The sequence below is a fragment of the Roseibium sp. RKSG952 genome, assembly GCF_009711355.1.
The window spans coordinates 22703-48417 of sequence record NZ_SMMF01000913.1 but is presented as its reverse complement, the minus strand read 5'-3'; the positions used below and the strand labels follow the sequence as shown (position 1 = coordinate 48417).

General features: G+C 59.0%; 28 protein-coding genes. 7 read left to right on the top strand and 21 right to left on the bottom strand.

Annotated elements, in window-relative coordinates; genetic code table 11:
• Positions 1-103: 103 nt before the first annotated feature.
• The 7 genes from E1297_RS19400 to lgt form a co-directional block, all read right to left on the bottom strand.
• Positions 104-793: an MOSC domain-containing protein gene (locus E1297_RS19400; protein ID WP_155141294.1), complete on the bottom strand. Its 690-nt coding sequence runs from the start codon at positions 791-793 to the stop codon at positions 104-106.
• A 92-nt stretch (positions 794-885) separates the two neighbouring features.
• Entirely contained in the window at positions 886-1818 is a 933-nt protein-coding gene (locus tag E1297_RS19395) for a ribose-phosphate pyrophosphokinase (protein WP_155141292.1), read from the bottom strand.
• Between the two features lie 216 nt (positions 1819-2034).
• Complete coding sequence (locus E1297_RS19390; RefSeq protein ID WP_209015869.1) at positions 2035-2433, bottom strand: hypothetical protein; 399 nt, start codon at positions 2431-2433, stop codon at positions 2035-2037.
• A gap of 188 nt (positions 2434-2621) precedes the next feature.
• Entirely contained in the window at positions 2622-3779 is a 1158-nt protein-coding gene (locus E1297_RS19385) for a Xaa-Pro peptidase family protein (protein ID WP_155141289.1), read from the bottom strand.
• A gap of 2 nt (positions 3780-3781) precedes the next feature.
• Complete coding sequence (gene pgeF, locus E1297_RS19380; protein ID WP_155141287.1) at positions 3782-4549, bottom strand: peptidoglycan editing factor PgeF; 768 nt, start codon at positions 4547-4549, stop codon at positions 3782-3784.
• 40 nt (positions 4550-4589) lie between these two features.
• Positions 4590-5687, bottom strand: coding sequence for a class I SAM-dependent methyltransferase (locus E1297_RS19375; protein WP_155141285.1), 1098 nt, complete (start codon positions 5685-5687; stop codon positions 4590-4592).
• Positions 5684-6508, bottom strand: coding sequence for a prolipoprotein diacylglyceryl transferase (gene lgt / locus E1297_RS19370; protein ID WP_155141283.1), 825 nt, complete (start codon positions 6506-6508; stop codon positions 5684-5686). The genes E1297_RS19375 and lgt overlap by 4 nt, the downstream gene beginning before the upstream one ends.
• Positions 6509-6682: 174 nt before the next feature.
• On the opposite strand from lgt, the gene E1297_RS19365 reads away from it, so the two are divergent.
• From E1297_RS19365 to E1297_RS19345, 5 genes are all read left to right on the top strand, one after another.
• Positions 6683-6973 carry an accessory factor UbiK family protein gene (locus E1297_RS19365; protein WP_155141282.1) on the top strand — a complete coding sequence of 97 codons (291 nt, stop codon included), beginning with the start codon at positions 6683-6685 and terminating at the stop codon, positions 6971-6973.
• A 280-nt stretch (positions 6974-7253) separates the two neighbouring features.
• On the top strand, positions 7254-7754 hold the full coding sequence (locus tag E1297_RS19360; RefSeq protein ID WP_155141280.1) for a YbjN domain-containing protein: 501 nt from the start codon (positions 7254-7256) through the stop codon (positions 7752-7754).
• A complete protein-coding gene (proC, locus tag E1297_RS19355; RefSeq protein ID WP_155141278.1) occupies positions 7751-8575 on the top strand; it encodes a pyrroline-5-carboxylate reductase in 825 nt (274 codons plus the stop codon). Before E1297_RS19360 ends, proC begins: the two co-directional genes overlap by 4 nt.
• 131 nt (positions 8576-8706) lie before the next feature.
• Entirely contained in the window at positions 8707-9417 is a 711-nt protein-coding gene (locus E1297_RS19350; RefSeq protein WP_155141276.1) for a TetR/AcrR family transcriptional regulator, read from the top strand.
• 134 nt (positions 9418-9551) lie between these two features.
• Entirely contained in the window at positions 9552-9893 is a 342-nt protein-coding gene (locus tag E1297_RS19345; protein ID WP_368669617.1) for a tRNA-binding protein, read from the top strand.
• Between the two features lie 40 nt (positions 9894-9933).
• On the opposite strand, the gene E1297_RS19340 is transcribed toward E1297_RS19345, so the two are convergent.
• The 3 genes from E1297_RS19340 to E1297_RS19330 are packed head-to-tail and all read right to left on the bottom strand — an operon-like array spanning position 9934 to position 12605.
• The gene (locus tag E1297_RS19340) at positions 9934-11328 is read right to left on the bottom strand and encodes an ATP-binding protein (RefSeq protein WP_155141274.1); all 1395 of its coding nucleotides are present in this window, start codon (positions 11326-11328) and stop codon (positions 9934-9936) included.
• A 39-nt stretch (positions 11329-11367) separates the two neighbouring features.
• A complete protein-coding gene (locus E1297_RS19335; RefSeq protein WP_155141272.1) occupies positions 11368-12063 on the bottom strand; it encodes a response regulator in 696 nt (231 codons plus the stop codon).
• A complete protein-coding gene (locus E1297_RS19330; RefSeq protein WP_155141270.1) occupies positions 12063-12605 on the bottom strand; it encodes a MarR family winged helix-turn-helix transcriptional regulator in 543 nt (180 codons plus the stop codon). The genes E1297_RS19335 and E1297_RS19330 overlap by 1 nt, the downstream gene beginning before the upstream one ends.
• A gap of 319 nt (positions 12606-12924) precedes the next feature.
• Here E1297_RS19330 and E1297_RS19325 point away from each other — a divergent pair, with 319 nt between their 5' ends.
• Complete coding sequence (locus E1297_RS19325; protein WP_155141268.1) at positions 12925-13830, top strand: branched-chain amino acid aminotransferase; 906 nt, start codon at positions 12925-12927, stop codon at positions 13828-13830.
• A 66-nt stretch (positions 13831-13896) separates the two neighbouring features.
• Here the strand turns inward: E1297_RS19325 and E1297_RS19320 are convergent, their stop codons facing one another.
• The 11 genes from E1297_RS19320 to E1297_RS19270 form a co-directional block, all read right to left on the bottom strand.
• The gene (locus E1297_RS19320; RefSeq protein WP_244327817.1) at positions 13897-15201 is read right to left on the bottom strand and encodes a multidrug effflux MFS transporter; all 1305 of its coding nucleotides are present in this window, start codon (positions 15199-15201) and stop codon (positions 13897-13899) included.
• Between the two features lie 208 nt (positions 15202-15409).
• Positions 15410-15877 carry a molybdenum cofactor biosynthesis protein MoaE gene (locus E1297_RS19315; RefSeq protein ID WP_155141266.1) on the bottom strand — a complete coding sequence of 156 codons (468 nt, stop codon included), beginning with the start codon at positions 15875-15877 and terminating at the stop codon, positions 15410-15412.
• Position 15878: 1 nt separating this feature from the next.
• The gene (moaD, locus tag E1297_RS19310; protein WP_155141263.1) at positions 15879-16130 is read right to left on the bottom strand and encodes a molybdopterin converting factor subunit 1; all 252 of its coding nucleotides are present in this window, start codon (positions 16128-16130) and stop codon (positions 15879-15881) included.
• Between the two features lie 40 nt (positions 16131-16170).
• Positions 16171-16743: a CDP-diacylglycerol--glycerol-3-phosphate 3-phosphatidyltransferase gene (gene pgsA / locus E1297_RS19305; RefSeq protein ID WP_155141261.1), complete on the bottom strand. Its 573-nt coding sequence runs from the start codon at positions 16741-16743 to the stop codon at positions 16171-16173.
• Between the two features lie 231 nt (positions 16744-16974).
• Positions 16975-17643: a pyroglutamyl-peptidase I gene (pcp, locus tag E1297_RS19300; protein ID WP_155141259.1), complete on the bottom strand. Its 669-nt coding sequence runs from the start codon at positions 17641-17643 to the stop codon at positions 16975-16977.
• Positions 17644-17662: 19 nt separating this feature from the next.
• Positions 17663-17959 (bottom strand): HlyU family transcriptional regulator, encoded by a 297-nt coding sequence (locus tag E1297_RS19295; protein ID WP_155141257.1) that lies wholly within the window; start codon positions 17957-17959, stop codon positions 17663-17665.
• A 175-nt stretch (positions 17960-18134) separates the two neighbouring features.
• Positions 18135-18803 (bottom strand): pyroglutamyl-peptidase I, encoded by a 669-nt coding sequence (gene pcp / locus E1297_RS19290; protein ID WP_155141255.1) that lies wholly within the window; start codon positions 18801-18803, stop codon positions 18135-18137.
• Positions 18804-19111: 308 nt separating this feature from the next.
• Positions 19112-20734 (bottom strand): sulfotransferase, encoded by a 1623-nt coding sequence (locus E1297_RS19285; protein ID WP_155141253.1) that lies wholly within the window; start codon positions 20732-20734, stop codon positions 19112-19114.
• Positions 20735-20870: 136 nt separating this feature from the next.
• Positions 20871-21449, bottom strand: a complete 579-nt coding sequence (locus E1297_RS19280; RefSeq protein ID WP_155141251.1) for a thymidine kinase — start codon at positions 21447-21449, stop codon at positions 20871-20873.
• A 135-nt stretch (positions 21450-21584) separates the two neighbouring features.
• Positions 21585-23561, bottom strand: a complete 1977-nt coding sequence (gene uvrC / locus E1297_RS19275) for an excinuclease ABC subunit UvrC (protein ID WP_155141249.1) — start codon at positions 23559-23561, stop codon at positions 21585-21587.
• A 109-nt stretch (positions 23562-23670) separates the two neighbouring features.
• Entirely contained in the window at positions 23671-24663 is a 993-nt protein-coding gene (locus tag E1297_RS19270) for a calcium/sodium antiporter (RefSeq protein WP_155141247.1), read from the bottom strand.
• 324 nt (positions 24664-24987) lie between these two features.
• Here E1297_RS19270 and E1297_RS19265 point away from each other — a divergent pair, with 324 nt between their 5' ends.
• Positions 24988-25665, top strand: coding sequence for an outer membrane protein (locus tag E1297_RS19265; RefSeq protein ID WP_155141245.1), 678 nt, complete (start codon positions 24988-24990; stop codon positions 25663-25665).
• The last annotated feature ends 50 nt before the right edge of the window (positions 25666-25715 follow it).

Below are 25715 nucleotides of genomic sequence, written 5' to 3'. Positions count from 1 at the left end.
CTGAGTTGTTCGGGATCGGTCCACATGCGCCTCCTCCAGGGGTGCAGGCGCAAGCGGGTGTATACCGGAACTCCACAGCGAGTGCAAGCAACGGAAGGGCGGATTAGCTGCCTTTCAGGCGCCTGTTTGTGTCCTCTCGAAAGCCCGTGTCGCATTTTTTCAAGAAGGCGGCCCGCCAATTGTCTGCAAGGACCTCCAGATCAGCCAGTTCGGCCGCCATGCGGGGATCCAGTTTCGGGTTGAACCGGGCCTCGATCAACCGTTTCATCGGCCAGTCCGGGCGAATGCGCTCCAGCAGGTTGATGTCATCGCCAGCCTTGATCCAGCCTTCTTCAAGCACACGAAAGTACCATCCGGTTTTGGCGGTCCGCTGAAACCGGGGCGCCATGGCATCAATGCCGGTATGCATATTCAGTTTCCAGCAGGGTTGACGGCCTTGGGAGATCTGGATGCGCGCGGTTCCGATGCTGAAAACATCTCCGATGCAGGTGTTTTCCTCGGTCAGACCTGTGGTCGAGAGGTTCTCGCCAAAGCCGCCTGGTTGAAATACATCGGCCTTTTCCGGAAATTCCCCGCGCCAGCCTGCAAGGTGTTCGGAAGGGTAGAGGTGAAGTGCCTTGTCGGGGCCGCCGTGAACGGTGAGGTCTGCTTGCTGATCGCCTTCAAGTCCTGTCAGTCCGGTATGCAGCTCCGCCGAAGTTGCGAGCTTGCGGATTGCCGACATGGGTTTACCGTTCCACAGATGCTCCGGCTTGCCGGTAAAAAGCTGGAGAAGTTGTCCTGAAATCGTCATGCAATCTTTGCCTTGAAAATATTTGGCTTAAAAAAAGGGCGCCGGACTGTTTGCCCGCCGCCCCCGCAAGACTATCGCATCCTTCAGCCGGTTCAGATGAACAGGCTGGAAACCGACTTCTCCAGAGCCGTCCGGTTGATTGCTTCGCCCAAGAGCGGTGCAATCGAGATGGCGCGGATGTTGGAGGCGGCGGTGATGGCGGCGGTCGGCTCGATGGAGTTGGTGATCACCAGTTCCTTCAGCTTTGACGAGGTCACGCGGGCAACCGCACCGCCGGACAGAACGCCGTGGGTGATGTAGGCAGTCACCGACTTTGCACCCTTTGCCAGCAAGGCCTCGGCGGCATTGCAAAGCGTGCCGCCACTGTCGACGATGTCGTCAACCAGGATACAGTCGTAGCCATTGACTTCGCCGATGATGTTCATGACCTCCGACTCTCCAGGCTTGTCGCGGCGCTTGTCGACGATGGAAAGCGGAGCCTCGATGCGCTTGGCAAGTGCGCGGGCGCGGACCACGCCGCCGACATCGGGAGAGACGACCATGACATTTCCGGTCGCATAACGCTCCTTGATGTCGCGGGTCATGACCGGCGCGGCAAACAGGTTGTCGGTCGGAATATCGAAAAAACCCTGGATCTGTCCGGCGTGGAGATCCAGGGTCAAGACGCGGTCGGCACCAGCTTCGGTGATGAGATTGGCCACCAGCTTGGCGGAAATCGGTGTTCGGCCGGAGGCGCGGCGATCCTGCCGGGCATAGCCGAAATAGGGGATCACGGCGGTGATGCGCCGTGCCGAGGACCGGCGGAGCGCATCAATAATGATCAACAGCTCCATGAGATGGTCGTTGGCGGGGTAGCTTGTCGGCTGAACGACAAATACGTCCTCGCCGCGCACGTTTTCCTGGATTTCGACAAAGATTTCCTGGTCGGCAAAGCGCCGGACCTGGCACTTCGCCAGAGGAACGTCCAGGTAAGAGGATATTTCTTCAGCAAGGGCACGGTTTGAGTTGCCCGCCACGATCTTCATGAGCCGCAAGTCCTTTTGGTGCGACGCCGAGGAGGTCCCGCTATTGGCTGCGGATGTGCCTCGATCTGGTCCCTGACATATTCGGTCCGGGAGGAACCCCCGGATGGCGGCGGCGTTGTAGCAACAGCGCACCCAATCGACAACCGGCTGATTGGCAGGATTGTCACCTTTTTTGCAAAAAGATGACAATCGTCCTCTGTTGCGACGGCAAACCACTTAGCGGCGGTTGAGCCATGCCTCCAACCGTACCACAACGCGATTCGCGATCCGTTCCAGATCCGTCGAGCTCACGGCCTGCCACGGGTCTCCGGAAGTGCCCGAGATCCTTTCGGATCCGGAAATGCGATTGACCCGGCGGCCGGAATTGTCAACGACGTCAAACACATAAAATACAACGGTCTCAGACGGGTCGCCGGCCGCTGACAGATAGCCGTTGACCCGGTAGGTGGATTCCGCTCCCACCCGGCGGACCAGCGTCAGCCCCTGTTTGCTGGCTTCGTTGCCGATACTTTCCGACAATTGATCGGCAAGGTTGCCCGGAATGCCGGTCAGGGGTTCGAAGGCAAAGCTGACCTTGCTGGTGTCAACATGACGGGGCGGGGCGGTTGTGGCCACTGAACCTCCCGACGCCGGGGGGGGCGACGACTGGCAAGCGGCGAGGACCGCCAGAAGGGCAAGCGCCAGAATGCGCGGGAAAACACTTTTGAGTACGGTCGAAACGGGCATTGGCGGGCCTGGGTCAGCGGTCTATTCCAGCAGGCCGATTCTTGCGGAATCGGCGCTGCACGTCTTGGTTGGAACCTTTATCCCGACTTGACCGGCAGGTCGAGAGGCAGCCGGGAAAGACATTCGGGAGCGCTGCCGCCGGTCAGATAGGTCTGGCCGAGGGTCATTGCCGTTTCTGACTGCGAGTCCATCAGGATCATGTGAACGAAAATGGTCATGTTCGGCTCCACCTTCGCCGGGTTGCCCTTGTAGGCCATTGGCGGATCCATCCAGCTTGGCGTGAAGCGGGCGCCGAGAGAATAGCCGCAGGCGTTCAGCCTGTGCGGCATCATTTGCCGCGCGTCGAGGGCTGCTGCATGGGCATCAAAGATGTCACCAAACGTGTGGCCGGGAGAGAGCGTTTTTTCGACTGCGGCAAGGGCCTCGCGGGCGGCATGATACATTTCCTCGTGCCGTGCGGTGGGGCGTCCGACAATGACGGTGCGCATCAATGCGGCGTGATAGTGACGATAGACCCCGGCCCATTCGAGCGTGATCTGGTCGGTTTCCGACAGCTGGCGGCGGCCGGACTTGTGGCGGCACAACAGCGCGTCCCGGCCCGAGCCGATGATGAACTCGTTGCCCGGATAGTCACCACCGCCTTCGAAGATGACATTTTGCATGGCCGCGAGAATCCGGCCTTCGTCGGCACCGGGGCGGATTTCGGCGAGGGCGGCGTCATAGGCATCGTCGCCGAGCTCGGCCGCCTTGCGGATATAGGTGATCTCGGCGGGGCTCTTGAGTGCGCGCAGCATCGGGATCAGACGGGACTCGTCACTCAGGTCCGCAAAGCTGTTCAGGGTTTCAAGAATTTCGATGCCGATCTTGCCGGTCATTCCGTGGGTGTCATATTCGATGCCCAGCCGCGAGCCGAGCAGATCCATGTCGAATAACAGGTCCTTGAGCTGCTTGACCGGGCTCGCTTCGCCGCGATCCACCCAAACCCGGACGTCCGTAATGTTCGACGTGTGACTTGCCTGGCGCTCGTCGGCAGAGCGGGTGAGAAGCACCATCTTGCCGTCCGCCGTGACGACGAGACACTGGAAGAAGCAGAAGCCGAACGTGTCATAGCCGGTCAGCCAGTACATGCTTTCCTGCGCGAACAGCAGCATGGCATCAAGCTTCTGCTCCGCCATGCGCTTCTTCAGGCGGTCAAAGCGGGTTTCAAATTCTGTGCTGTCGAAATGAAGTGCCATGTTCAACCCGCCTCGATCACGATTGCAGACATCAACCGGCCGTAATCCGGTTCCTGGCGATGGGTGGTTCGGCGATAGGAGAAGAACCGGGCTTCGTCCTGATAGGTGCACAGTGCCAGATTTTCGACGCTGCCGCAGCCTGCGGCCTTGAGCCGGGAGACGATGTAGCCCGGAAGATCAAACATCGCGTGCCCGGCCTTGTTTGACGGCTTGAAATAGACTGCGTTTTCTTCAGATGTGTCGACAAACCTCTGCCGGAATTCAGGTCCGACCTCATAAGAATCCTGTGAAATTGTCGGGCCGAGGGTGGCCGTGATGTTGGCGCGGTCCGCGCCAAGTTCCTCCATGGCCGCAATGGTATTTTCCAGAATGCCGCCAAAAGCGCCCTTCCAACCTGAATGAGCAGCACCGATCACACCGGCTTTGGAATCGCAAAACAGAACCGGTCCGCAATCCGCAGTCGAAATACCGAGAGCGAGACCGGGTTCTCTTGTCACCAGTGCGTCTGCCGTACGGTCCGATCCATCCTGCCATGGGCCGCTTACCGTCAGAGCAACCGATGTGTGTTTCTGATAGGGAGAGACCAATCGGTTCGGCACGACGCCCAGTTCGCCTGCGATCCGGCTCCGGTTTTCAAGGACATGTGCACGGGTGTCCTGCGAGCCGAGACCGATATTGAGGCTTTCATAGATGCCTTCGGACACACCGCCATTTCGGGTGAAGAAACCGTGCCGGATACCCGGTGCGGCGAGGGCGTCGGAAACGATCATGAAAGCCTCATGCAAAATGTGTTGGAAACGATCCTTGGCCTTACAAGGGCGGGCTGTCAAACGGGATCAGGGGGGCTTCATCACCTGTGAGCGCCAAAACCTTGAAAAGGTCTCCCATCTGATCGGGCGCGGCGAGCCGTTCGACAGCGTCGCGTATCTGTTCCTGTTCGCTGTGAGACTTGCCCGAGCCAAGGCGTCCTGCGCGTTCCAGAAGGCCGAGCCGTACCAGGAATTCACCTTGTGTGAGGGGCGGTAGGGCCGTTGCCCCGCCATGTCCGGCGGCTTTCGCCAGGGCTTCGAAGTTCACATGCGCCGTCAGGTCCGCGTTTCCCGGGTGGGCGAGCACCGGGTCCGGTTTTTGTTTGTAGAGGGCCTGCAAAGTGTCACCGGCAGCCGTTTTCAAGTAGCCATAGTCGATGAAGAGGGCGCAGCCGCCTCGGGCTTTCAGGCGCGCACCGATTTCCTCGGCAACCGCGTTGGATGCAGGCTGGGTTTCGAGGATCGCGCCAGCCGGTATCCTTGCATTTTCCGGCGGTAGTTGGTCACCAGGCAAGGTGGTCGTGCCGACACCAAAGGCGAGTTCGCCATCAGCATCGAGCCCCACCATCCGTTCCCGCCATTCCGTGCCGGTCTTGACGAATTGATGGATCGGCAATGCGTCAAGGAACTCGTTGGCAACCAGAAACAGGGGCCAGTCCGGCAGATCGGCGACCTTGTCGAAAAATTCGGGCACCAGCGGGCCGTCTTTCAGCGTTTCGCCCTGTTTGGCGCGCAGCCGTGCGCTCGTCTCGACCATGCACAGGCGGGCATTTGCGACAAAATCCGGCTGAAGGCGGGCTGTCCGCAAGAGGTCGGCCATCAGGGTGCCGCGGCCGGGGCCAAGTTCCACCAGCAGAAAGTCTTTCGGTCTTCCCGCGTGTTCATAGGCCTGAAGCATGAACGCGCCGATCAGTTCGCCAAACATCTGGCTGACTTCCGGAGCGGTTATGAAATCGCCTCCGGTCCCGAACGGCTCCCGGGTGGTGTAGTATCCGTCTCGCGGATCGCCGAGGCAACTCGCCATATAGTCGGCAACGGTGATAGGGCCCGTGGCTGCGATCCGGGCGCGCAAACGCTCTTTCAACGGGGCTTCGATCATGACGCGTCAGGCGTCTTGCGGGCCGCCCAGATCATGACGCCGAGGCCGATCAGGATCATAGGGATCGACAGCAGCATGCCCATGGTCAGGAAGCCACCGAGATATCCGATCTGGGCATCGGGCACACGATAGAACTCGACAAATGTTCGGGCGATGCCATACCCGAATGCGAATGCACCGGCAATGAAGCCCGGCTTTTGCAGCATCTGGTACTTGTGACTGACGAGGCGCAGGATCACAAACAGCAGAATGCCTTCCAGGGCGGCTTCGTAAAGCTGGCTGGGATGGCGCGGCTCCGGACCGGCTCCGGGGAAGACGACGGCCCATGGAACGTCGGTGGGACGGCCCCAGAGTTCGCCATTGATGAAGTTTGCAATCCGCCCGAAGAACAATCCTATCGGCGCGGCGCAACCAGCAAGATCGAACAGGGTCCAGAGCGACAGGCCCCTTCGCCGGGCAAACAGGAACATGGCAATGACCGTGCCGGCAAACCCGCCATGGAAAGACATGCCGCCTGACCACAATGCAATCGCTTCGCCGGGATAGGCGAGATAATAGGCCGGATTGTAAAACAGGACATAGCCGAGACGCCCGCCCAGAATGATGCCGAGTGTCCCCCAGACAACAAAGTCGTCGATATCAAGCGGTGTAGGCCGGGACTGCGCACCCCAAAGCCTGTCGTTGATCACCAGTCTGCGCATGTAGCGCCAGGCGAGCAGGATTCCGGCAATATAGGCCAGCGCATACCAGCGCAGGGCAAACGGGCCAACTTCGATGATCACCGGACTGATGGCGGGGAAGGGCAGGACGAGAAGCGGCAAGCTCTGATACCTTCGGGACTATGTGCCGGCGGCGCGGCAATGGGAGTTTTCGAGGCAACGCTTGCCCCGGCCGGGATCGAACGTCAAGGTGTGAGCGAGTAACCGTTCAAGCTTGAAGTTCATTCCAAACCCCCATACGTGTCTTTGCAGGGGAAATCAAAAAAGGAGCTTCCGATGGCGCAGGGCCCAAACCGTTTGCTTGATGACTTTGCAAAACTCATGACCGATGCCGCCGGTGTCGCGCAAGGTGCCCGGCGTGAGGTGGAGACCGCCTTTCGTGCACAAGCCGAACGCTTCATGTCCGATATGGATCTTGTGACGCGCGAAGAATATGATGTTGTCAAGGATATGGCGGTTCGTGCCCTTGATCGAATTGACGAGCTTGAGGCGCGAATTGACGCACTGGAATCCAAGAAATCCGGGGGGCGGGCTAAAAAAACTACGGATGAATCCAGTGAAAATTGACGGATATTTCGAGTTTCGCTGAAGGATTGTGACAATTTTGCGATATGTGCCCTAGCGTTACTTGAATTCGTCCACAATTTTTCAGACGCAGGGTGGCTTGCATAGTCAGATATTAAATCTATGCTGAAGATATACTGAATCTTGACAGGGATTCGTATTGGAGCATGATCGAGCTGCGGGAAGTGGCCGGGATGCTCCACCGGCTTGGGACATATCCGGCGGCCAGCGCCCGGTTTCCAATCGGGCTCTCGCGCTTCCGGCTCGAAAGGGAGAGTGCCTTATGAGCCTCATCGAGTTCGAATTCGAGCGACCAGAAAATCCCGTCGATACAATCGAGACTGTGGCTTCGCTGAACGATTGGCTGTTCGAGAGATCGGCTGACGATGAAATTACCATTTCGGTTTCCGGATCCTGGTGTGAATATCATGTCTCGTTCTCCTGGATGGAGGAAGTGGAGTCGCTGCACCTTGCATGCGCGTTCGATCTGAAGGTGAGCGATCCGCGCAAGTTGGAAGTGATCCGGCTTCTTTCGCTCGCGAATGAGCAGCTTTGGATGGGACACTTCGATCTCTGGCACAAGGAAGGCGTGGTCATGTTCCGCCAGTCGCTTGTTCTCGCAGGCGGTGCCCAGGCCAACTCGGCGCAGATCGAGGCAATGCTCTCCAATGCTCTTGAGAGCTGTGAACGCTACTATCAGGCCTTCCAGTTTGTTGTCTGGGCCGGTAACAGTGCGGATGAAGCCATCAATACGGCATTGTTCGAGACTGTGGGAGAAGCATGATTTTTTCAAAAGAGCGGCCGTTTGTTCTCGTTGGCGCGGGAAAGATGGGCGGGGCCATGTTGGCCGGATGGATGGCGGAAGGGCTCGATCCTTCTGCCATTGTCGTTTCTGATCCGCATTTGTCGGAGGACATGGCCGGCCTCCTGGCACGCCATGGTATCCGGCACGTCGCACAGCCTGACGAAAACCTGAAACCGTCCCTTCTCTTGCTGGCTGTCAAGCCGCAGATGATGGACGCGGTTCTGCCGTCCCTGACTGGCCTGGTTGAGGAAGATACGCTGGTTCTGTCGGTCGCAGCCGGTTCTCCGCTGTCGAAGATAACAGCAGCCTTCGGCGATGTTCCTGCTGCGCGCGCCATGCCGAACACACCGGCAATGGTTGGTCGCGGGATTACCGCCGTTTATGCCAATTCCAGGGTAACGAAGCTGCAAAGGGACACCGTTGACCGGCTTCTGTCGGCGGTCGGAAAGGTGGTCTGGCTCGAAAACGAAGATCAGATCGACTTCGTGACCGGTGTAAGCGGGTCCGGGCCAGCCTATGTTTTCTGGATGGCGGAATGTCTGGCGGCAGCGGGCGTGGATGCCGGATTGCCGCCCGAAACGGCACAGGAGCTGGCAATCGCAACCGTGACCGGTGCGGGTGAGCTGATGCATCAGTCGCCGGATCATCCGTCGGTCTTGCGCAAGAATGTAACTTCGCCAAACGGAACGACAGCTGCCGCCCTCGAAGTCCTTATGGCGGACAATGGCTTGAAGCCGCTCATGTCACATGCCGTATCGGCTGCCGTCCGCCGGGCTCGCGAACTGGCCCGGGACGCATAAGGCCTTCAAGCGCTGACTTGCGCGGCAGCAAAGACTATTGGCGGAGAACGGGAACGGAGCGGCGGGGCCACAAAAGCGTCTTTCCGATCCGTTCGCCTGCACCTATGTTCTGGTCAGTGATGGAGGTGAACATGGCGACAGCCAAGGCGCGTCAGAAAATCGTGAAGACCTTTCTGGAACTCATTGCCGATCAAGGGTTCGATCCGGTTACAATGCCACAGGTTGCCGAGGCCGCGGGTGTCAAGATGTCGGCCTTGCGCGAGAGCTTTGGCTCGAAATCCGCTCTGGTGGCAGCCTTTGCCGAACAGATCGATTGCATTGTGCTTGACGAGCGCGATGACGATATGGCCGACCAGCCATCGCGCGACCGCCTGTTTGATATTCTGATGACCCGGATCGACCACTTGGCGCCACACAGGGAGGCGGTGCGGGCTCTTTACAAGGCGGCAAAGCATGACCCCGTTCTTGCATTGGAGTTCAACCGGATTGCAGTGCGGTCGCAGCAGTGGATGCTTACAGCCGCCGGGATCGAGCTGCATGGCCTCAAGAAACGGATTGTGGCGCAAGGCGTCGCCCGGGCCTATGCGAACGTGCTTGAGACGTGGCTTGACGAAGCCGACGAAGGCATGCCGAAAACCATGGCGCGGCTCGACAAGGAACTTGATGACGGCGTCGGCTGGATGAAACGCCTGAACCGTCTGGAAGGGGTCTTGAAGATGGCTGGCCGCCTCCGGTCCAGGTCACGATGCCGCAAAGCCCGCCGGCGCCGCGATCAAACCGATGCGGATCGATCCGGCGAAACCGTGCGGCCTGACGAAGGCGAGGCGTCTGCCGCGACTTGATTCCTGTCATGTTGGGTAGGCTATTGCATCCGTTATCCTCCAACGGCATGGTGTTCCCCTTTTGAAATGGGGACATGTGCAGGTGCCTTGCCCAGCGACTGAGCTGACAAGGTGGCGGCAAGGAAGGCAAGCCGGTGAGCGATCAGATCAGCTTTGATGACTTTATGAAAGTGGATGTCCGTGTCGGCAAGATTGTCGAGGCGGAGGAGTTTCCGCAAGCACGCAAACCGGCCTACAAGTTGAGGATCGATTTCGGACCCGAGATCGGGATCAAGAAGACCTCGGCCCAGATCACCAAGCATTACACGCCGGAAACGCTGAAGGGGAGACTGGTGATGGCCGTCGTCAATTTCCCAAAGCGTCAGATCGGTCCGGTGATGTCCGAAGTTCTGACGCTTGGTGTGCCCGATGGCGAGGGGGGCGTGGTTCTTTTGGCGCCCGAACGGGACGTTCCGGTCGGCGGACGACTTTACTAAAGCGGGTCCGGCGATTTGGCTTCGTTTGACCGGGGCCCTTCTAGCTCGGGATCCTGATCCGGGCGCGCAAGCCGCCAAGGGGACTTTCTTCCAGAAACAGTTCACCGCCGTGGGAGCGCGCGGTGTCCCTTGCAATCGACAATCCCAGCCCGCTGCCGGAATGGTCCTGGTTGCGGGCACTGTCGAGCCGCTGGAAGGCCCGTGTCGCGATCTCCCGCTGATCTGCCGGGATCCCCGGACCGTTGTCATCGACCGTGATCGTCAGCCAATTGTTCTGGTTGACCCCGGTGAGAACCACTTTGTCCGCATAGCGGCCCGCGTTGGTCACGAGGTTGGTCAAACAGCGCTTGATTGCCAAACGGCGCAGGTTGACCCTTGGCTCTCCCGCAAACGACACCTCAAGGGGACGGCCGGAAATTTCGGCTTCTTCTTCCAGTTCCTCAAACAACAGGGCCAGATCGGTCAACTGGACGTCTTCGTCGCCGTCCCCACGTGCAAAGGCCAGATAGTCCTCAAGCATGGTTGCCATTTCGTCGATGTCCTTGCGCATGGCATCGTTTTCGTTGCTTTCCCCGAGAAGGGAGACTTGCAGCTTGAGGCGGGTGAGGATCGTGCGCAGGTCATGGCTGACGCTTGCGAGCATGGTGGTCCGCTGATCCATCTGCCGTTCGATCCGGCGGCGCATTTCGATGAACGCATGTCCGGCCCGGCGGACCTCCCGCGCGCCGCTTGCGCGATAGCCGGTGGCCGGACGCCCCTTGCCGAAGGCTTCCGCAGCATCGGCCAGCCGCACGATTGGCCGGATCTGGTTGCGCAGGAAGAGCATCGCGATCAGAATCAGCACCAACGACGTGGAGAACATCCAGACCAGGAAGATATGGGAGTTCGACGCAAAAGTCTGGCCGCGCCTTGCATAGACGCGCAAGATATTGTTGGGGAGCTGGATGCGGATTTCGACATAGCGCGAGTTTCCGACCGTATCAATCCAGAAAGGCTTGCCGATCAGCTCGCTGATTTCCCGGCTGAGGACACGATCAATGACATCGAAATAGGGTTTGGGGGCAGGCGGAGGCAGAGGTTCACGCGGGAGCACCGCAACGCTCAAGCCGAGCGTATCGGAGGCCAGCGATTGAATTTTATCAAAATCCTGGTCTTGCGGATAGTTCTGAAGGACATAAACGATTGCCGCAATGTCCCGTACAACGGCCTCCGACATGCGCCGGGAGACGAGCTCGTAATGCCGGTCCATGAAAACGACCACAAGCACCGACTGCAGGATCAATATCGGAATGACGATGATCAGAAGGGCCCTTGTGTAGAGCCCTTTCGGCATGACAGCGTATAGAAACCGCGAAACACTCCGGTAGGCGCGCGCAACCTGACGCACCGGATAGGGCATCCGGCGTCTGGAGAAAATGTGGTTCAGGCTTACCATGACCCTGCCCCGGGGGCGTTTATCGGGAATTCGGACATATCAATCACAGGCAAGGCGGTAGCCGATCCCGCGGACCGTTTGCAGATAGACCGGATTGGCGGGATCGACTTCGATCTTGCGCCGGAGCCGGTTGATCTGGACGTCGACGGTCCGTTCGCCAAGACCGCTTTCATCGCCGACAATCTTGTGCCGCGGGACGGTGGCGCCGGGTTGTTCTGCGAAAATGGACAGGATCTGCTTCTCGCGATCGGTCAACCGGACCAGCGATGTTCCGTTCTTCAGTTCCGCGCGGGATGCATTGTAGACAAACGGGCCGAACCGGATCTCCTCGACGAATTCCTTTTGTTTCGGCCCGCCCCGGCGCAGGATTGCCGACAGGCGGAGCATGAGTTCCCGCGGTTCGAACGGCTTTGACAGATAGTCATCGGCACCAACCTCGAGACCGGCAATGCGGTCCGCGGCCTCCGAACGGGCGGTCAGCATCAGGATCGGGATATCAGACTGCGCGCGCAGATCCTTTGCCAGTTCCAGACCGGTCTCGCCCGGCATCATGATGTCGAGGATCAGGAGGTCGAAGGTGAGCCCGCTCATGCAGGTGCGGGCTTCCGCTGCGCTTGCGGCAACGCTCACCCGATAGCCGTTTTCGCTCAGCACCCGGGACAAGAGATCCCGGATGCGCCGGTCATCGTCGATCAGCAGGATATGGGGGGCATTGTCCTCCGGTACCGGCGGCATCAGTCTTTCTCCAGATCAATCAGTCCATCAGCAGGCGGGCCGCCAGCTGCGAGATTCGGATCACTACTCTTCAGCAATTTGGCGACATCAGGCCGAACGTCTGAATCAATCATTTGAAACAGGAATTTGCGCGCTGCCGCCTGTTCCTGATGAGACAATCCTGCCAAGGCCGCGTTCAAGCGCCGTGTTTGCAGTTCCGCCAGACGCAGCGCAAGAGCCTGTCCCTTTTCCGTTGTTCTCAACAGCCGTTGGCGCCGGTCATTGGCCCCGGGGCGCTGCTCGATGAAGTCCTCATCCACAAGTTGTTTCAGGACCCTGCCGAGGCTCTGTTTTGTGATCCTGAGGATCGCAAGAAGATCCGTCACCATGATGTCCGGATTCCGGTCGACAAAATGAAGCACCCGGTGGTGCGCCCGGCCGAAATCATACTGTGTGAGAACGTCATCGGGATCTGATGTAAAATCCCGATAGGCAAAAAACAACAGTTCGATCAGGTCGTAGGGGGGGGCGGGCAAGTCGTGATTCTCGGCGGTGGATGTCATGGATTCGTCTGCCGTGGCATTCACTTCGGGACCCCTGGAGCGTGTATTCGTGAAATTTATGTCAGCCATATTGACTTATTTTCGGTCGATTGTTACCTAACGAATGCCTTTAACGAAATGATTGAACGGATTGGCGCGAAATTATGCAATTCCTGCCATCGAATCCGCCCGTTCCTTTCGTATGGCGGAAGATACCGGGAGTTTGGCGGACGTGCAAAATTTCAATACCTGAATGGCTAACGTCAGGTGGCGATGCGCCCGTGAGTTCCTTGACCACAGAATTGCCGAAAGTCGGCCGTGAACGGCATGGAGAATAACAATGGCAGGTCTGCCCTTTGATCAGCTTGATGGTGAAATCTGGTATGATGGGGAGTTTGTGCCCTGGAGCGAGGCAAAGCTTCATGTGCTGAGCCACGGATTGCACTATGCGAGCAGCGTGTTCGAGGGCGAGCGGGCCTATGGCGGCCGGATCTTCAAGTCGGAAGAACACACCGCGCGCCTGTTCGAATCTGCCCGGACGCTCGGTTTCGACATTCCCTGGTCCGAAGCCGAGGTCAATGCCACGAAGGATGCCGTTTTGAAGCGGATGAACCTGGTTGACGCCTATATCCGGCCGGTCGCCTGGCGTGGCAGCGAAATGATGGGCATTTCGGCGCAAAAGAACACGATCCATCTGGCGATTGCGGCTTGGGAATGGCCGAGCTACTTCGATCCGGAACAGCGCCTCAAGGGCATCCGGCTCGACATGGCGCCCTACAAGCGGCCGGATCCGGCGACCGCGCCTTACAAGGCCAAGGCTGCCGGCCTTTACATGATCTGCACCATTTCCAAGCATGAGGCGGAACGCAAGGGCTATGCGGATGCGCTGATGCTGGACTGGCGCGGACGGGTGGCTGAGGCGACCGGTGCCAATGTCTTTTTCATCAAGGACGGCAAGATCCACACACCGAAGCCGGATTGCTTCCTCGACGGGATCACCCGCCGGACCATAATCGATCTGGCCAAGCGCCGGGGGCTCGAAGTGATCGAGCGTGTGATCATGCCCGACGAACTCGATGGGTTTGAACAGTGCTTCCTGACAGGGACAGCTGCGGAAGTGACGCCGGTTTCGGAAATCGGACCGCACAACTTCGCGGTTGGCGAGATTACGAAGCTGCTGATGAGCGACTATGATGCGGAGGTGCGCGCCGGAACATCCGCCGAGCTGAAGGCTGCAGCAGGCTGACTGGCCGGCAATCGCATGATCGAACACTTTATGGCGGCGGGTCAGACCCGCCGCTTTTTTTGTCATTCACGCGTTGTAGGTGTGAAACAATCTGCCGCCTTCGGCATAAAGGATCGCGACAAGAGCGCCCAAGCCGTACAGGGTAAAGGCAAGTGCCAGGGGCATGATCGTGCCGTTGAAAAGCTGGCCCATGATGTAACCGAGCACTGCGCCGCCAAGTGTGGATACCGATCCGATGACTGAGGAGGCGGTCCCGGCAATCTGTCCGAGCGGTTCCATGGCCATGGCATTGAAATTCGCCCCGAGGAAGCCGAAGCTCGCCATCACGACACCGGTCATCAGGATGAACAGCCAGAAATTGACGCTGCCGGTCAGCGACAATGCCAACAGGATCGCCCCCAGCGTGATAAAGACGAAAATGGCGCCATGGGACAGACGGCGCATGCCAATGGCCTCGACCAGGGTGGAGTTGGTGAATGAGGCGGCCGCCATGGCGATGGCCACGCTTGCAAAGACAATCGGAAACCAGACCCCAAGACCATAGACCTGAACGAAAATCTGCTGGGACATGGTCAGGAACGAGAACAGGCCGCCAAAGACAAAGGTCAGGGCGAACATGTAGCCAAGGCTGCTGCGGGTCCGCAGTGTCGTCATGTAGGCATGGGTGATTGCGCGCAAATCAAGCGGTTGCCGGCGCTTTTTAGGCAGGGTCTCCGGAAGACGGAACCAGCACCAGACCAGCATGATGACGCCCGCACCCATCAGGAACGTAAAGATCCAGCGCCAGTCGGCCACCAGTATGACGGCCTGGCCGATCGATGGTGCGAGCACGGGCACGACCATGAACACCATCATCACCAGGGACATGACCCGTCCCATCTGCCGGCCGGAATAACAATCCCGGATCACCGAGGTTGCTATGACGCGGGTGGCCGCACAGCCGACCCCTTGCAGGAAACGCGCGAAAAACAGTTGGTCCTGCGTATGAGACACCAGCGCCGCGACGCTTGCCAAAGCATAAAGGGCCAGACCTGCCAGCAATATATGCCGACGTCCGAACGCATCCGATACCGGACCGTAAAACAGTTGTGCGCCGCCAAACCCGATCAGATAGGCAATCAGAACATTTTGATGGTCATTCTCATTCATGATGTTGAGGGCATGACCGATATCGGGAAGTGCCGGCAGCATGGTGTCCATCGCAAGGGCGTTCAAAGCCATCAGCGCGGCCATCATGGCAACGAACTCCACAAAATGCATGCCGGGATGGCTGCCGGCTTGCGATGAAGTGCCGCTGGATACCGGTTGACTGCCGAAAGTGTCGTCCTGCGGCATGTCCTGACGCCCTGCATGCGTATTGTCTTCGCGCATAATTGATCCTGTTGCAGCCGCAAGGATGCGTGTCCATCGGCCATTGTATCATAGGTATAATATATTCAATCTGAAGACGCGGGCGACAAGTGTTGCCCGTCTTTTGCCTGTTTGTTCGTGAACAGGGCGGAAGCGAGTGAAGCAGGCTCTGAACGCCTCGGGTCGTCTGGATAGGACGGTAAGGAAAGGGGCGGGGATCGTCCCTTGGCTAGCTGTGGCTCCACCGCTCGGCAGCCCGATCGTCTGCGGTTTTGGCTTCGACCCATCCACTGGGTGTGTCGCCGCGCAGGTGTTCCTTTTTCCAGAAAGGTGCCCGGGTCTTGAGAAAATCCATCAGGAAGTCCGCTGCCTCGAACGCGGCTTGCCGGTGTGCCGAGGCTGCGGCCACAAGAACGATATTGCCGCCGGGCCGGATCTTGCCATGGCGGTGGATGACCGTCAGACCGGTCAGAGGCCACCGCGCGGTTGCCTGTCTGGCTATGCGCAGGATTTCCGTTTCCGCCATACCGGGATAATGTTCCAGTTCGAGGGCGGACAGGCGCCCGCCTTCATCGCGGCACAAGCCGGAAAACGTGACCACCGCCCCTATATCCATCCGGCCTTGGGTCAGACGGTCGATTTCGGCCTTTGCATCAAAATCATCTGCCTGGACGCGCACGGTCGGCACGACGCTCATGTCAGCCTCCCGTCATTGGCGGGAAAAAGGCGACTTCACCGGCATTTTCCAGGGGCGCTTGCGGTTCGACATGGATCTGATCGACCGCCACGCGGATGACGCTTTCGTCTTCAAACGCATGGGCATGGTTGTCGTCCAGCGTCTTCAGGTGCGCGATCAGGTCCTGGACTGTGCCGACACCCGGCGGAACGGCAATCGTTTCTTCGTCCAGCCCGACCCTTTCACGAACCCAGGCAAAATAACGGATTTTCATGGTCTCTTGGATCCTTGTCTGCGCGGTGTGGCGGGTCCGGTCAGTTTTCGATCAGATGCCCGATCCCGGCGCGGAAATAGTCGTAACCGGTATATAGCGTGAGGATGGCTGCGATCCAAAGCGCCGTCAGGCCCGTGAGCTGGGTCCCGGACCAAAGGGTCTGCCCCGCAGGGCCGGCGAGCAAGAGCGCGATCGCGATCAACTGAACCGTGGTTTTCCACTTGGCCATCTTTGTCACCGGTACACTGACCTGAAGCTCGGCCAGGAATTCCCGCAGACCCGACACCAGGATTTCCCGGCACAAGATGATGATCGCGGCAACCAGTGACCAGCCGCCGATATCGCCGGCCGCTGCCAGCATCAACAGGCTGACGGACACAAGCAACTTGTCCGCGATCGGATCAAGCATGCGGCCCAGGGCCGATTGCTGCTGCCAGGCGCGTGCCAGATAGCCGTCAAAAAAATCGGTCACGGCGGCGATTATGAAGATTGCCAGCGCAATCCAGCGCGGTGTCGTACCGGGAAAATAAAAACAGGCAGCAACCGCTGGAACGGCTGCGATCCGCCCGTATGTCAAAAGGTTCGGCAGACTGAATACGACACTACGCTTCATGGGTTTATAGCCAAGCTAGGAGAAACCAGCGGAAACAACCATGACCATTTGACCGTGTCAATGCGCAAGGTTGTAACCGTTTGAATCTATTCGTTCTCCGCTCTCGAGACAAGCGATGTGAACGCTCCGTTCCCGGATAACGCACAACAGCCCGACCGGCAGGCGGCCGTGGAGCGGCCCGAAACGGCTGTCAGGGGTCGGCGGGAACCCACATCTTTTGCCGGGTGCAGGTTAGATTTGCAGCCGGGAATGAACCGCTTCATGGCTGTCGAAGGGGTGGGTCATGACGGCTTGCAGCCCGACCATCACGCCTTTTGCTGCCGTTTCCACCGACATGCTCGGCGCGCCGAGATTCGCGTCGAGCGCCGCGACTTCTGGGAGAAAGGGCAAGTGTATCCAGCCCGCGCGCAGGGGCAACCGGTTCTGGGCAATATGATCGAGGATGCCGTAGAACAGGTGATTGCAACAAAAGGTGCCGTCCGCATCGGAGATATCTGCTGGAATGCCGGCGTCGCGCATCGCCTTGACCATCGCACGGATCGGCAGGTTCGTCCGATAGGCGGCGGGACCGTCCGGATTGGTCAGCACATCCTGAAGCGCCTTGCCTTCATTGTCGGTCAGGCCGTATCGGGTGGCGTCGTTGAGGTTCTGGGCGAGGCGTTCCACGGTGACCATCGACCGTCCGCCATATTCACCCATCATCACGATGGTATCGGCACCGGTCTCCTCGATCGCCTGTTTCACCGCGTCGATACAGATGAAAAACGAGTTCGGCACCACCCGTGAAATCACGCGATGTCCCATGACATCCGCACCGTCCAGTTTCCGCGCGACCAATTCCGCGGGATTGATTGGCGTGTTGCCGTAGGCTTCAAATCCGGTCAGAAGGATGGTGCTCATCCGTTTTCTCCATGTGTGATCAGCTGAAGATGCTGTCGCCTTGCTGGTCGATCATCATTTGTGCCTTGCGGACCATATGGGCGCCTGCTTCTTCAGCGGAGCCAAGGGTATCGGCGCGAATGAAAGTATGGGATTTCACTTCATCCCCCGATTGTTTTTCGATCCGTCCGGCCACTTGCCATTGGCCGTTATGTTGTCTTGGTTCGGGAATGATCAGGAAACTGCCGTGTTGTACCGGGGGCAATCCCTTGCCGGCGGGGGGCTCGGACGGGGTCTTGTCCCCACCGAACAGGTTCTTGAAAAGTTTGCCTATCATTCTTTCTTCTCTTGCATCGTCGTTGTGCCGGGACGCGGGACTGGCGGGGCCGTCATGCCTGTCTTTCGGCAATCATCGAACGCTTGTCCACTCACGTAGGTGTCCGAGAACAACCATGCCACCCCGGGCCTGTCAATGTCCCGCCACGGGGGAGGATGTCTTCCGTTTTCGTCATTCAGATCTGAAGGCGGGACGGACTGGTTTCAATGATGTCTTCGGGATGCTCGATCACGGCTTCGATGGCTGCCGTCACGCCTTTTGCCGCTGTTTCGGCATGCATGCTGGGGACCCCGATGTTTTCGGGACGCGCGGCGACTTCCGGCAAGGTAGGCAGGTGAATCCATCCGGCACGCAAGGGCAGCTTGTTCTGCGCGGCATGGTCCAGCATTCCGTAGAACAGGTGATTGCAGCATAGCGTTCCGGGGGCATCCGAGATATCGGCTGGCACGCCAGCCTCACGCATGAACTTGACCATTGCCCGGACGGGGACCGTGGACCAGTAGGCAACGGGACCATCCGGATTGGTCAACTGGCCCTCCAGTGCAACCCCGGCATTGTCCTTGACGCCATAACGGGTACAATCATTGAGGTTTTGGGCAATCCGTTCCACTGTCAGCATGGCGCGGCCGGGATAGTCTCCCATCATGATGATGCAGTCCGCGCCCGTCTCCGACACGCTCTTTTTCGCGGCTTCAATACATCCGAAATATTCGGCCGGCAGGATGCGGGACACAATTGTGTGCCCGGCAACTTTGGTTCCATCCAGCATATCCGCCACCACGCCCGCCGGGTTGAGCGGTGTGTTCGCATATGCTCCAAAACCGGTCAGAAGTATCGTACCCATGAGACAATCACCCAAATGCATTGATCAATTGAAAACAGATCTGATCGCGAACAAGCCTGGGGCATGGCCTCGTCATTGTCTTGCGGACGCCTAAAAACCGTAAGCCGGAGGGCGCAGGCGCAATAACGGGCAATGGCACGTCAAGAGTGCTGTGAGAGCCATTCTGCCATTTTCAGATTGTTTGGACTGCGCCCTATCAAAAGCGGTCTCCCGCCGAAAAGGACAAGAGACCGGGAGCGCAGAAAATCCGAACGGGAATCACATACCTGACTGTCTTCGCGGGCGGCCGGGTTTATATGCCCGGCGCCTCACTCATAGATGGTGTAGGCACGCGGGTCTTCAAGATTGGGGTCCGGTGCCAGCGGTCCGAGTTTCTCGAAAAGTTCGGGCAGGGATTCGGTGTGTGATTTCCAGCGTCCGATCGAGGATGTGAAGATCGGGCGGCGCACCTGTGTATCGGAGAAGGTCGTGACAGGCGCATCTCCCTTGTAGAACTCCAGGCAGGCGGGATCCCAGTCCAGACCGGCCGTTTCGACCAGCGCGCGGCTCTCCGGCTCCTGTTCAAAGACCAGTTTCTCGTAGGATTGATCCCGGATGGCAACCGGGCAGGCTTCATGCCAGTGCGCCATCAGGCCGGCGTAAATCCGGTAGTATTCGGCAACGTCTCCGGGGGAGCGGGCATAATTGTGGGCGGGCGACAGAGCATGAGAGAGAAGTGACATGCATGTGTCGGCCGGATTGCGGACGCAATGGATGTATGTTGCCTGAGGAAACAGCAGGGTCATCAACCACAGCATTTCGAAGTTGTGCGGCAGCTTGTCGGTGACCCGGCGGCTGCGTTTGTCGACTGCGTCCAGATCGCGCAGATAAGACGCGGCGAAGCGCTTGAAGTCCTTTGCAGACAATGCAAGCAACCGGCCCTGCAAAGCCGCGCTCGGTGCATTTTTCAAGCCGAGCTGTTCCTGAATGTTCCGGAAGCTGGTCAGCTCGCCGCCGCTGGCGACCATTGGATGGCGTGCGTAAATCTGTTCAACCAGTGTTGTGCCGGACCGGGGCAGGCCGAAGACGAAAACCGGCCGGTCCGAGGCGGTGGCCACGTCCTTGCGTTCTTCGAAGAAGTCCCTGGTAAAGGTTTCTCTCAAAAAGGCGATCCGCTCCCGGTATGCGCCCATGTCGAACGGGGCATAGGTCAGGTCACGGGCCGACTGGTTGTGAGCAGCCGATTCTTTCGCTGCGCCCATATCCTCGTAAAACTTGCCCGCAGCCCAGTGCAGGGTTGCCATTTCGACCGGATGCGGTTGCCGGTTTTCGCGGATCAGCTCCTCGATCCGGTCGAGTTCTTCCGGGCGGCTCGTTGTTTTTTCATTTGCACGATTGGCAAGGGCGAGGCGATAGAATGCCGTCGGCAGGTGCTGACCGGCGGTAATCGCCTTCCGGAACACGTCCTGACCGGCCTCGATATTGCCGACGGAAATTTCGAGCTGACCGAGCCCGATCAGGGCGTAGCCGTTTTTCGGGTCGATGGCCAGGGCGCGTTCATAGCACGCCCGCGACAGGGCGGCTTTTCGGGTCTGCCGGTAGGCGTCCCCGAGCTGGGCCTGCAAATCGGCATTCTTGGGGGCAAGGGTAACGGCCTTGCGCAGGGATTCGATGGCAGCCGGCAAGTCGTTGGTGTTGAGAAGGGCCAACCCGAGCAGTTGGTGAATCATCGGGTTCTTCTTGACCTTCCTGGCGGCTTTTTCCAGATGGCCAATGGCGATGCCGATCTTGCCGGACTGATAGGCGGCAATCCCCATGGAGAAGTTGGCCTGGGGATGGTTCGGATCCATCTGCAGAACATCGGCGAACATGTTGAGCGCCATATCGATCCGCCCGGCATGCTGATGGGCCAGAGCTTGATTGGCGAGGGCTTCTACCTGTTGTTTGTTCATCGGACCCTTCGATCATTCGGCTTTCCGGCGACTGTAGCGGGCGGACCGGGATCAGGTCCTAAGCCCGTGGCCGGACTGAAACACATGGTTTTGCCGTTTGTCTAACGGGCCCTTGCGCAAAGGTCCAGAGGCGGGGCTATTGCAACTGCCGCGCAAACCAGTGCTTGCGGCACAGGGAGACGTAGGTGTCTTCACCGCCAATCACGACCTGATCGCCCTCTTCGAGGATCGACCCATTTGCGTCGAGGCGGGCGACCATGGTGGCCTTCTTGCCGCACCAGCAGATGGTCTTGATTTCGCGCAAGGTGTCGGCAAGTGCGAGCAGCGCAGCACTCCCTGGAAACAGCTTGCCCTGAAAGTCCGTCCGCAGTCCGAAGCACATGACCGGGATTTTCAGGTCGTCTGCAACCTGCGCCAATTGCCAGACCTGCGGCTCGGTGAGGAACTGGGCCTCGTCGACGAAGACAGCGTCGAGCGCTGCGTCCTTTTTCAGGGCTTTGACATGCGCGAAGAGGTCTGTCTGGGAAGAGAAGATATCGGCCCTGGCATTCAACCCGATCCGGGATGCGATCACGCCCTGACCCGCCCGGTCATCGATGGCGGCTGTGAGCAGACGGGTGGTCATGCCCCGTTCTTCGTAGTTGTAGGCGGCCTGAAGCAAGACGGTCGACTTGCCGGCATTCATGGATGAGTAGTTGAAATAGAGCTTTGCCATGGGGGGTGCTTGCCGAAACGGGAAAGAACATGGGTTTGCTGATCCATAAGGGACCAGCGTGCGTTCGCCAACAAACCACGTATTTTTGGCGGGGATTATTGCAGTGCGTTGTCCATCTCTGCCGAGGGCAAGCGGCTATTCATGGAAGTGATTGTAGACAACTTTTGCCACCGCTTCGGAGATGCCGGGAACGGCAATCAGGTCATCAAGTCCGGCCTTAGACACGGCCTTCGCGGTGCCGAAATGCCTGAGCAAGGCGCGTTTGCGGGTCGGTCCGACGCCTGGGATGTCGTCGAGCGGGTTTTTGGTGATGTCTTTCTTGCGTCGTGCGCGGTGTGAGCCGATGGCGAAACGGTGGGCCTCGTCGCGCAGGCGCTGTACAAAATAGAGCACCGGATCGCGTTCCGGCAGCATGAACGCATCGCGTCCGGGAATGAAGAATTTTTCCCGGCCTGCATCCCGGTCCGGGCCCTTGGCAATGCCGACCAGCGGCACATCCGTGATGCCCAGTTCTTGCAAGGTTTCACGGGCGGCATTGAGCTGTCCAAGACCGCCGTCGATCAGAACCAGATCCGGCCATGCCGGCATTTCATCGGCTGACGTGGGTATTTCCAACTCTTCTGCAGTTGACACATCCGCGGCTTCCTGCGCGTCCGGTGCCGCAGCCGTTCCGGTGCGCTCATGTTCCTTGAGAAGCCGAGAGAACCGGCGCGTCAGAACTTCGCGCATCATGCCGTAGTCGTCGCCCGGGACCAGATCTTCCGACTTGATATTGAACTTGCGGTACTGACCCTTGGCAAACCCCTCGCCCCCGGCAACGATCATGCCGCCGACCGCATTGGTGCCCATGATGTGGGAGTTGTCATAGACCTCGACCCGGCGGGGGGGAGCTGCAAGGTCGAATGCCTCGGCAACTCCTTGCAGGAGCCGTGCCTGGCTGGAGGTCTCGGCGAGCCGGCGTCCAAGGGCTTCCCGGGCATTGGTCAGGGCATGGTCGACCAGTTCGCGCTTTTCTCCGCGCTGGGGCCGCAGCACCTCGACCTTGCGGGTCATGCGTTCGCTCAGGGCCTCGGACAGGAGGTCCTGTTCCTCAATCGGATGTGACAGCAGGATTTGTCGCGGGGCGGGCTTGTCGTCATAGAACTGGGTCAGGAAGCTCGCCAGCACATCCGGCTCGGTCAGGGACTTGTCGGCCTTCGGGAAATAGGCGCGGTTGCCCCAGTTCTGCCCGGTCCTGAAAAAGAACACCTGAACGCAGCTCTGGCCGCCTTCCTGATGAATGGCAAACACATCCGCTTCCTCGATGGTCTGCGGATTGATACCCTGGTGCGACTGGACGTGGGAGAGTGCTGACAGCCGGTCCCGGTAGATCGCCGCGCGCTCGAATTCCAGCTGCTCGGAGGCCGTTTCCATTTGCCGGGCGAGCTCTTCCTTTACCAGCTGGCTGCGCCCGGACAGGAACGCCTTGGCTTCGGAGACCAGCCCCTGATAGTCCTCCGGTGCGATTTCGTCCGTGCAGGGACCGGCACACCGCTTGATCTGAAACAGCAGGCAAGGGCGGGAACGGTTTTCGAAATAGCTGTCGGTGCAGGTCCGGATCAGGAATGCCTTCTGCAGCGCGTTGATCGTCCGGTCGACGGCGCCTGCAGAGGCAAAGGGGCCGAAATAGTCGCCCTTGCGCTTGCGCGCGCCGCGATGCTTGGTGATTGCAGGAGACGCATGGTCACCGGTCACCAGGATATACGGGAACGACTTGTCATCGCGCAAAAGCACGTTGAAGCGCGGCCGAAGGCGCTTGATCAGATTGGCTTCCAGCAGCAGTGCTTCGGTTTCTGTCCTTGTGACGACGAATTCCATCGCCGCCGTCGACAGGATCATCCGCATGATCCGGTTGGACTGACCCTGAAGCCTCGTGTAGCTGGTGACGCGCTTTTTCAGGCTGCGCGCCTTGCCGACGTAAAGCACATCGCCCTTTTCATCGAGCATGCGGTAGACGCCGGGTCCCAAAGGCAGGCGCTTGACCTGATCGGCGATCACTTCGACGCCTTTGGTAACAGGTGTGCCGGATGCGTCGCCGGTGGTTTCAGGCTGGGTGTCTTGGTTTTCGGACATGGAGAAGATGTAAGCGCAGAATGCCTTGCCGTAAAACTCGAAATGTCACTGCCCAACGGACGTCCACCAAGGTTGACGCCCATCTGCCAATGACAATGGATCGCGATGGTCAGGCCGAAAAGCTCATCGCATAAACCCAATAGATATAGCCCAGATAAAGCAGCGTCAGGACTGCGCCGGAGTACCGGTTGAGATTGACCCGGAAACCGGCCAGCGCAACCAGCAGAAAGGCGCAGCCCAGCATCACCCAGATATCGAAGTACAGGATTTCCTCCGGCACATGTACCGGAACGACGGCCGTCGTGATGCCGATGATGGCGAGCAGGTTGAAGATGTTGGACCCGATCACATTGCCGATGGCGACGGCTCCGTGCTGGCGGATGGCGGCCATGACCGTTGTCGCCAGTTCCGGCAAGGATGTGCCCAGAGCAATCACGGTCAGCGCGATCACAGCGTCACTGACACCCCAATCGAGCGCCACGGAGGTTGCACCGGTGATGGTAAAATGTGCGCCGAGCGGCAATCCGATGATACCGATGATGATATAGAGCACCGCAACCCAGGTATTCTCCGGAACACTATCCACGTCTTCCAGAAGCTCGTCCCCTTCGGTGCCATTGCCGTTTGTACCTGCGGCCTTGTTTTCCCTGCGATGTCTTGTGGCCACGATCGCATTGCCGCCCAGATAGACCGCCAGAAGCGTCAGGAGGATCACGGCGGCAAGCAACGACATGGGGGAGAAGAACAGAAGCACAATGAAGATACAGCTGACGCCGACCATGAACAGCGCTGTTCGGGTGGCGCCATCCTCGCCGCAGGCGGTGGTCGCAATCAGGGCCGGCAGCCCGAGCACCAGCAGAACATTGGCAATGTTGGATCCGACCACGTTGCCGATGGCGATCCCGCCGGAGCCCTCAAGCGCAGCTTGAAGCGAGATGAACAACTCGGGTGCCGATGTTCCGAAGGCGACAATGGTCAGGCCGATCACAAGATTCGGGACGCCCAGCTTTTGCGCCACGCCAACCGACCCTCTGACGAGTACATCCCCCGCAATAATCAAAACAACAAGACCGCCTGCGAGGCTGAGATAGTCAAACAGCATTAACTGAATCCGGTGGGGCCAGAGGTGAATTTCTTGATTGGTGACCAACAGGCGGTGAAACACACTGCCGGGCGCCTTATAGGGCATAGATTGGGCTGGGGGAAGCGGGCCGCAACCTCAGTCATTCCCTCAATCCGTGCCCTGTTTCATGTACCCCTTGTAAACCGGGGGTCAGAATTCGGAAAAGAAAATGTCATCAAATCTCCACATTGCCTGACCCGATCCGCCACAAACCCGGCGCATATGACTCGATGGGGGAGCTTGTGAGCCTTCTTCCATGTGGGCTCGCATGTTTCTTGAACAATGTATTTTTGGAGTACCCGAATGAAGCGTTTTGCGTTTGCAGGCCTTGCTGCGGCGACCCTTGCGGGGGCGAATGCGCCCGCACTGGCTGCCGATCTCGCGTTGCCGGCTGAACCGGTCGAGGTCTATGAAGCTCCTGTCGAACCGGCACGCGGCTTCGACTGGACCGGCTTTTACGTCGGTGGCAATCTCGGCTGGGGATGGGGCAATTTCGATAATTATGCCTCTGGTTCCGGTGATTTTGATCGCTTTGCGAACGGTGTTCAAGGTGGTGGCCACGCCGGTTACAATCTGCAGATCACACCGAACATCGTCACGGGTCTGGAAGGTGATTTCCAGTTTACGGACATGAACAGCACGAAGAACCTCAATGGCGTCAGCGTGAAGTCCTCGTCGGACTGGAACTCCAGCCTGCGTGGCCGTGTCGGTTACGCCTTTGACCGCTTCATGGTCTATGGTGCCGGCGGTCTGGCCATTGCGGACCTGAAGGTAAAGGCCGATGGCGACGAAGGCAGCACGACAGCGCTCGGCTGGACGCTGGGTGCCGGTGTCGAAGGTGCGGTGACCCAGAACATCACGGCCCGCATGGAGTACGGTTATCAGGATCTGGGAAGCGAAAGCTTTACCTTGAACGGCAACCGCTATTCCAGCGACCTGGACTCCAACCTTGTCCGGTTCGGTCTGTCCTACAAGTTCTGATTGTCAGAAACGTTCGAGCGATGGGGTCCGGCGGTGTTCCGCCGGACCCT

Excerpts from the sequence above, each read along its gene's own strand:
- E1297_RS19400 (WP_155141294.1), bottom strand. The coding sequence starts at position 793 with ATGACGATTTCAGGACAACTTCTCCAGCTTTTTACCGGCAAGCCGGAG.
- E1297_RS19395 (WP_155141292.1), bottom strand. The coding sequence starts at position 1,818 with ATGAAGATCGTGGCGGGCAACTCAAACCGTGCCCTTGCTGAAGAAATA.
- E1297_RS19385 (WP_155141289.1), bottom strand. The coding sequence starts at position 3,779 with ATGGCACTTCATTTCGACAGCACAGAATTTGAAACCCGCTTTGACCGC.
- pgeF (WP_155141287.1), bottom strand. The coding sequence starts at position 4,549 with ATGATCGTTTCCGACGCCCTCGCCGCACCGGGTATCCGGCACGGTTTC.
- E1297_RS19375 (WP_155141285.1), bottom strand. The coding sequence starts at position 5,687 with ATGATCGAAGCCCCGTTGAAAGAGCGTTTGCGCGCCCGGATCGCAGCC.
- E1297_RS19365 (WP_155141282.1), top strand. The coding sequence starts at position 6,683 with ATGGCGCAGGGCCCAAACCGTTTGCTTGATGACTTTGCAAAACTCATG.
- E1297_RS19360 (WP_155141280.1), top strand. The coding sequence starts at position 7,254 with ATGAGCCTCATCGAGTTCGAATTCGAGCGACCAGAAAATCCCGTCGAT.
- proC (WP_155141278.1), top strand. The coding sequence starts at position 7,751 with ATGATTTTTTCAAAAGAGCGGCCGTTTGTTCTCGTTGGCGCGGGAAAG.
- E1297_RS19350 (WP_155141276.1), top strand. The coding sequence starts at position 8,707 with ATGGCGACAGCCAAGGCGCGTCAGAAAATCGTGAAGACCTTTCTGGAA.
- E1297_RS19340 (WP_155141274.1), bottom strand. The coding sequence starts at position 11,328 with ATGGTAAGCCTGAACCACATTTTCTCCAGACGCCGGATGCCCTATCCG.
- E1297_RS19335 (WP_155141272.1), bottom strand. The coding sequence starts at position 12,063 with ATGCCGCCGGTACCGGAGGACAATGCCCCCCATATCCTGCTGATCGAC.
- E1297_RS19330 (WP_155141270.1), bottom strand. The coding sequence starts at position 12,605 with ATGACATCCACCGCCGAGAATCACGACTTGCCCGCCCCCCCCTACGAC.
- E1297_RS19325 (WP_155141268.1), top strand. The coding sequence starts at position 12,925 with ATGGCAGGTCTGCCCTTTGATCAGCTTGATGGTGAAATCTGGTATGAT.
- E1297_RS19320 (WP_244327817.1), bottom strand. The coding sequence starts at position 15,201 with ATGCGCGAAGACAATACGCATGCAGGGCGTCAGGACATGCCGCAGGAC.
- E1297_RS19315 (WP_155141266.1), bottom strand. The coding sequence starts at position 15,877 with ATGAGCGTCGTGCCGACCGTGCGCGTCCAGGCAGATGATTTTGATGCA.
- moaD (WP_155141263.1), bottom strand. The coding sequence starts at position 16,130 with ATGAAAATCCGTTATTTTGCCTGGGTTCGTGAAAGGGTCGGGCTGGAC.
- pgsA (WP_155141261.1), bottom strand. The coding sequence starts at position 16,743 with ATGAAGCGTAGTGTCGTATTCAGTCTGCCGAACCTTTTGACATACGGG.
- pcp (WP_155141259.1), bottom strand. The coding sequence starts at position 17,643 with ATGAGCACCATCCTTCTGACCGGATTTGAAGCCTACGGCAACACGCCA.
- E1297_RS19295 (WP_155141257.1), bottom strand. The coding sequence starts at position 17,959 with ATGATAGGCAAACTTTTCAAGAACCTGTTCGGTGGGGACAAGACCCCG.
- pcp (WP_155141255.1), bottom strand. The coding sequence starts at position 18,803 with ATGGGTACGATACTTCTGACCGGTTTTGGAGCATATGCGAACACACCG.
- E1297_RS19285 (WP_155141253.1), bottom strand. The coding sequence starts at position 20,734 with ATGAACAAACAACAGGTAGAAGCCCTCGCCAATCAAGCTCTGGCCCAT.
- E1297_RS19280 (WP_155141251.1), bottom strand. The coding sequence starts at position 21,449 with ATGGCAAAGCTCTATTTCAACTACTCATCCATGAATGCCGGCAAGTCG.
- uvrC (WP_155141249.1), bottom strand. The coding sequence starts at position 23,561 with ATGTCCGAAAACCAAGACACCCAGCCTGAAACCACCGGCGACGCATCC.
- E1297_RS19270 (WP_155141247.1), bottom strand. The coding sequence starts at position 24,663 with ATGCTGTTTGACTATCTCAGCCTCGCAGGCGGTCTTGTTGTTTTGATT.
- E1297_RS19265 (WP_155141245.1), top strand. The coding sequence starts at position 24,988 with ATGAAGCGTTTTGCGTTTGCAGGCCTTGCTGCGGCGACCCTTGCGGGG.